General features: G+C 36.9%; 3 protein-coding genes and 2 pseudogenes. 4 read left to right on the forward strand and 1 reads right to left on the reverse strand.

Annotated elements, in window-relative coordinates:
- From RBATCC27255_RS07005 to RBATCC27255_RS07015, 3 genes and pseudogenes are all read left to right on the forward strand, one after another.
- Window positions 1-996, forward strand: a 996-nt coding sequence (locus RBATCC27255_RS07005) for an IS256 family transposase (protein WP_101029346.1), incomplete at its 5' end; no start/stop codon positions are given.
- A gap of 657 nt (window positions 997-1,653) precedes the next feature.
- Window positions 1,654-1,806, forward strand: a pseudogene (locus tag RBATCC27255_RS07010) (transposase); the annotation flags it as partial.
- Between the two features lie 109 nt (window positions 1,807-1,915).
- On the forward strand, window positions 1,916-3,388 hold the full coding sequence (locus RBATCC27255_RS07015; RefSeq protein ID WP_206602216.1) for an ATP-binding protein: 1,473 nt from the start codon (window positions 1,916-1,918) through the stop codon (window positions 3,386-3,388).
- 344 nt (window positions 3,389-3,732) lie between these two features.
- On the opposite strand, the pseudogene RBATCC27255_RS07020 reads toward RBATCC27255_RS07015, so the two are convergent.
- Window positions 3,733-4,539, reverse strand: a pseudogene (locus tag RBATCC27255_RS07020) (transposase).
- A gap of 186 nt (window positions 4,540-4,725) precedes the next feature.
- On the opposite strand from RBATCC27255_RS07020, the gene RBATCC27255_RS07025 reads away from it, so the two are divergent.
- Window positions 4,726-5,774, forward strand: a 1,049-nt coding sequence (locus tag RBATCC27255_RS07025) for a sodium-dependent transporter (protein ID WP_341458200.1), incomplete at its 3' end; no start/stop codon positions are given.

Consider the following 5,774-nt stretch of genomic DNA (forward strand, 5'->3'; position numbering starts at 1 on the left):
AAAACGCAGATGGGCGAGCTTGAAATCAAAGTTCCGAGGGACAGAAACGGCGAATACGAACCCAAAATAATCAGCAAATACAACCGCAATGCAGACGGTATGGAGGAGAAAATTCTCTCGCTCTATGCCTGCGGAATGAGCCAGCGTGATATTTCCGAACGAATCAAAAATCTGTATGATGTAGAAATTTCTCCCGAGCTTGTCAGCGAAATCAGCGAGAAGATTATGCCCGATGTGACTGCTTGGCAGAACCGACCTCTTGAAGCAGTATATCCGTTTGTGTTTATGGATGCAATCCATTACAAAGTCAAGGAAAATCATCAGTATATCACGAAGGCTGCATATGTAGTTTTGGGCATCAATCTTGATGGGCAGAAAGATATTCTCGGCATATGGATTGGCGAAAATGAGAGCAGTAAATTCTGGCTGAATGTGTTGAACGAACTCAAAACTCGTGGAATTAAAGATGTATTTCTGTTCTGCGTTGACGGTCTGACAGGTTTCAGACAGGCTATTGAAGCGGCTTTTCCGAACGCACAAATCCAGCGTTGCATCATTCATCAGATACGTTCAAGCACAAGGTTTGTCAGCTACAAACACATCAAGGAACTGATGGCTGACCTCAAGAAAGTATATCAAGCCATCAGCGAGGAAGAGGCTATGAACAACCTGATTTTGTTCAAGGACAAGTGGGGCAAAACTTATCCCTCCTGCGTAAAAAGTTGGGAGGAAAATTGGGATATTCTATCCACATTTTTCGCATATCCGCCCGAAGTTCGGAAGATAATATATACAACGAATATTATCGAAGGTTTGAACCGTCAGTTCAGGCAGATTACGAAGAACAAGCCGTCATTCACAAACGATGACAGTCTGCGCAAAATGTTGTATTTAGCGTCGCAAAAGATTGTCGAACGCTGGACACAAAGATGTCGAAACTGGGACATAGTTTTGAGCCAGTTATCGATAATATTTGAGGACAGAATACCGGCTTGATTTGCCCCCGAGAATAGAATTTCCTGTCCGCAAAATGTTATTCACGCAAATCGTGCATAAAACATTCCGCAGACAGGAAAGAAAAGTTAACACGGGGCAAATCAGAAAGCCTGATTACACCGCAATCCGCTGTTTTGTTATTGCTTGAAGGATTATTATTTACACAGAATTTTATGGGGTGCCGTTCAGACTGGTACTGAGCGTGTACAGACTGGCACTAACCGTGTCAAAGTGAAAGACGCTTGGGACGAAAAAGTTGCCACTGGTCAGGTCTGCACTGGTTGCGGTAAGCACAGCAACTAAGCAGTAGCTTCGCTCACCCAAACCCTCTATCCGAAACGGGTAGGGGGTTCTTTTTTCTCCCAACTACACAACCTTTCTGCTACACAAAGAAAACAGGCTCTGATGAGCCTGTTTTTCTCTACACAAAATACTACACAAATATTATAGCGTCACTATCGTGACGCAAATCACAGGCTCACTAATCGTGAGCCTATCTACACAACATTTTTTAACACGCCGTGAGCAAGAAATCCCCCTCTTCTATAAGTGGTGGGATGAATTACGATTAACACGGCACCTTCTTGACTTCTTGGGCTTGCTGTATTACAATGTGTTTATAAATCAGTCGTATCTAACGGAAATGATATAAAAACAATGCAATTGGATACAAATAATCATTCAGTATTCATGCTACACTATCATCTGATTATGTGTATAAAATACCGTAACAAAGTAATAGACGACACTATCTCTAGTCGTTTGAGAGAGATATTTGAAAAGATTGCTCCTGTCTATAACATTACATATGAAAATTTAACTTATAGATTGGTTTGTGGTTTGAATCATACTAAAAATGTGGTAAATAACACATAAATATGATAGTGTTAATGTAATAAAATTAAGGAGGAGAATAACCATGTCAATTTTTGATAAATTAAAAAAGGTACCTATAAAGGTTGACGATAATATAGTTAAGACAAATAATGCAAAAGAATTTGACTTAAATATTGAAAAGATATTAGAAAATTGGGAAGTATATCATGCTATCAGGGAGATAATAGCCAATGCTCTTGACGAACAGATTTTAACAAACACTAAAGATATATCAATATATAAGTCTAATGATGGTTGGTGGCATATAATAGATTTTGGACGTGGATTAAATTATCATCATTTAACTCAAAATGAAAATGAAGAAAAATTAACTAATGACAAACTTATTGGTAGATTTGGAGTCGGGCTTAAAGATGCATTAGCTACATTATATAGGCATGGAATAAAAGTACAAATAATATCTAAATATGGAATTATTACTCTAAAAGAAGCATCAAAAAGTGGATTTGATGATATAATTACATTACATGCTCAAATTGCTCCGCCACAAAATCCTAATATGGTTGGTACAGATTTTTGCTTGTTAGGATGTAATGTAGATGATATAGAAAAAGCAAAATCTTTGTTTCTTACTTTTTCTGGGAAAAACATTCTGGAAAAAAATGCATACGGAGAAGTTATAGAAAATTCAACGAATACAGCTGATATATACATTAACGGAGTTAAGGTCGCAGAGGAATCTAATTTTTTATTTTCATATAATATAACATCTCTTACAGCACAATTAAAAAAAGCCCTTAATCGTGAACGTACTAATGTTGGTCGTTCAGCATATACTGGGAGAATAAAAGATATATTGAAAGCATGTTCATCAGAGAAAGTTATAGATGCACTCGTTGAAGATTTACAACAATTTGGAAGTGGAAATAGACATGATGAACTTTCTTGGAATGATATTGCTATGCATGCGTCTATAAAAATGAATCAATTACATAAAGATACAACTTTTGTTACTACAAGTGACTTACAAAATAAACCATCATTGATTGATGAAATGCAAAGAAGCGGCTATAATCCAGTAGTTGTTCCTGATAATATTATATCAAAAATGGAGGACTATAATACAGGTGCAAAAAGTGGGGAAACATTAACTACTGCTAATCAATATATTAAGGATGAAAAAGAAAGATTTGTACCTGTAGAAATTGATATAAATGCATTAACAGTATATGAAAAAGAAGTTTATAACATAACAGATTCCATTTTAAAATTGATTGGCGGAAAACCTAAAAATGTAAAGAAAATAGTTATTGTTGAAAAAATATATGAATCAGAATTGTTTAATGAAACATTGGGTTTATGGATTGCCGGAGAAAATAAGATACTAATAAAAAGAAAACAGTTAAAATCATTAGAACAATATGCAGGAACACTACTTCATGAGTGTGCTCATGCTATTAGTGGTGCGGATGATGTAAGTCGTGATTTTGAGTTGAAGCTTACAGAAATAATCGGAATTGTATCATCAAAACTTATACAATACCATCAGATGTGATTGATGAAGTGTCAACAGAAGTCATTGGGTATTAAAAATACATATAAATTATGCAGTAGGTGATGGCTCAAAACCATCATCTATTTTTATGTCATTTATCCCATACTGAAAATGTAGAAATTTCACTTTGTATTTTGTGTAACATAAACAATATAGAAAAAATTGAATATTGTCGGAGACAAAAAGGACTACACATGAAATTATTGCATTAATTTCAAGAGGTCATAAGGAAACAATTAAAGAAATTGAAAAGCAAATGGAAAACGAAAATGGACTGATATAATAAAAGTGTTGTGGTCAAGCTTTTTTGTAACACTCTGACCTAATTTTTATTGCTACAGGGTTTATGCCCCGTAGCGTGCCTCAAAAGGCGTTTTATAGTTGTTATAAGAATGCGGGCCGTTCGTGATTGTAATGAACATACGCAAATTCTTCAATGGATGTATATAATTCTTTCTCAGAATGATAGTAATGATGATTAATCAGTTCATTCTTGAGAGTATTGTAATAACGTTCCATAGGAGCATTATCATACGGATATCCAGCCTTACTAATGCTTTGCGTTTTCTTGTAATTGAAAATAACTGAAGCCCTGTATTCATGTACTTATGGACAGTTACACAACTGATGCTGTATCCCTTGCGAAGAAGATAAGCGTGCACAGTTCTGTAACCATCAGTGCCGTTGTGAGAGTGATAGATGTCCACAATTTCATGCTTGATTTTTTCCTTACGCTTATGATACAGATTTCCTATTCTTCAGAAAATTATAATAAGCATTTGGTAGGATGTTCAGTCTTTTCAATAACCAACGGACACCGTATTTGTGCCCATACTGCTGAATAAATCGATAAGCCACTAATCGATTTCCTTCGCAAAGAATGCCGCCGCTTTTTTTAGGAAGTCATTTTCCTTTTGGAGTTCTGCAAGCTGTCTTTTCAGTTTAAGGTTCTCCTTCATATAATCATAATCCGCTTTGGCTTCTTCATTTGTTTGGCATTCTTCACGGAACTGTTTTACCCAAATAGATATATTTGCCTTGGATACGCCATATTCGGCAGCAAGGCCTTTGAGGGTTCGTCCCTCTTCAAGATGAAGACGTACAATCTTCTTTTTGAATTCCGGTTCATATTGTTTACTCATTTGTAACATACCTCGTTTCCTCCTAAGATTATATCTTATTAGGTCAAGGTGTTACAACTATATTATATCACAACACTTTTACGACCTAAATTTGGGTATAAAAAAAGAGCCTACTGGCTCGTAACATAACTATTTATAATTCGACATACTTCTTTATGTATAATTTGTTTTGACTCATACGATGGTACACTTTTAGTGAACTACTCACCTGTTTCGGGTTGGATGTTAGATTACTTCTATAAATTTGCAACGGGAACATTTAAAAGCGGAATGAACTCAGAACAGGTTTCGGGAGTGTTTAACAACCTTATGGCATCGCCTGTTGAGATGATTATATGGCTTGCGATAATCGTTGTATTCGGATTTTTTGTATGCAGTCGAGGACTTCAAAAAGGCATTGAAAAGGTCAGCAAGGTTATGATGGTTGCGTTGCTTGCACTGATTATTATTCTTGCAATCAACAGTATGATGCTTTCAAATGCGGGAGAAGGCTTGAGCTTTTATCTTGTTCCCGATTTCGGAAAGGTTAAAGATGTAGGACTCGGCAAGGTAATCACCTCTGCAATGAGTCAGGCGTTTTTCACACTCGGACTCGGAATCGCATCAATGGAAATTTTCGGCAGTTATATGAACAAAGACCGCACGCTTTACGGTGAGGCTGTTCAGATTTGTGCATTGGACACTTTTGTTGCAATTGTTGCCGGACTTATCATCTTCCCTGCTTGCTTTTCATTTGGCGTTCAGCCCGACCAAGGACCTGCCCTTATTTTTGTGACGCTTCCGAATGTTTTCGTAAATATGACGGGCGGTCGGATTTGGGGTACGCTTTTCTTTCTGTTTATGACATTCGCAAGCTTTTCAACGGTTATTGCCGTGTTTGAAAACCTTGTTGCTTTTCTTACCGACACATTCGGCATGAGCAGAACAAAGGCGTCAATTATCAATGGAATTATTATGTTCTTTGCGTGTCTGCCGTGTATTTTTGGATTCAACATTTGGAGTGACTTCAACATTCTCGGCAAAGGTGTGCTTGACCTTGAGGACTTCGTTGTCAGCAACCTTCTTCTTCCGATTGGCGCAATGGTTTATCTCCTGTTCTGCACAACAAAATTCGGCTGGGGCTTTGACAATTACTTTGAAGAATGTAACACGGGTAAAGGTCTTAAACTTTCAAGAGTGCTGAAGCCGTACCTTAAATACGCACTCCCCGTGCTGATTGTTATTGTGTTCGTTCAAGGCTTTAT

This window comes from Ruminococcus bromii (assembly GCF_002834225.1).
GTDB lineage: Bacteria > Bacillota > Clostridia > Oscillospirales > Acutalibacteraceae > Ruminococcoides > Ruminococcoides bromii.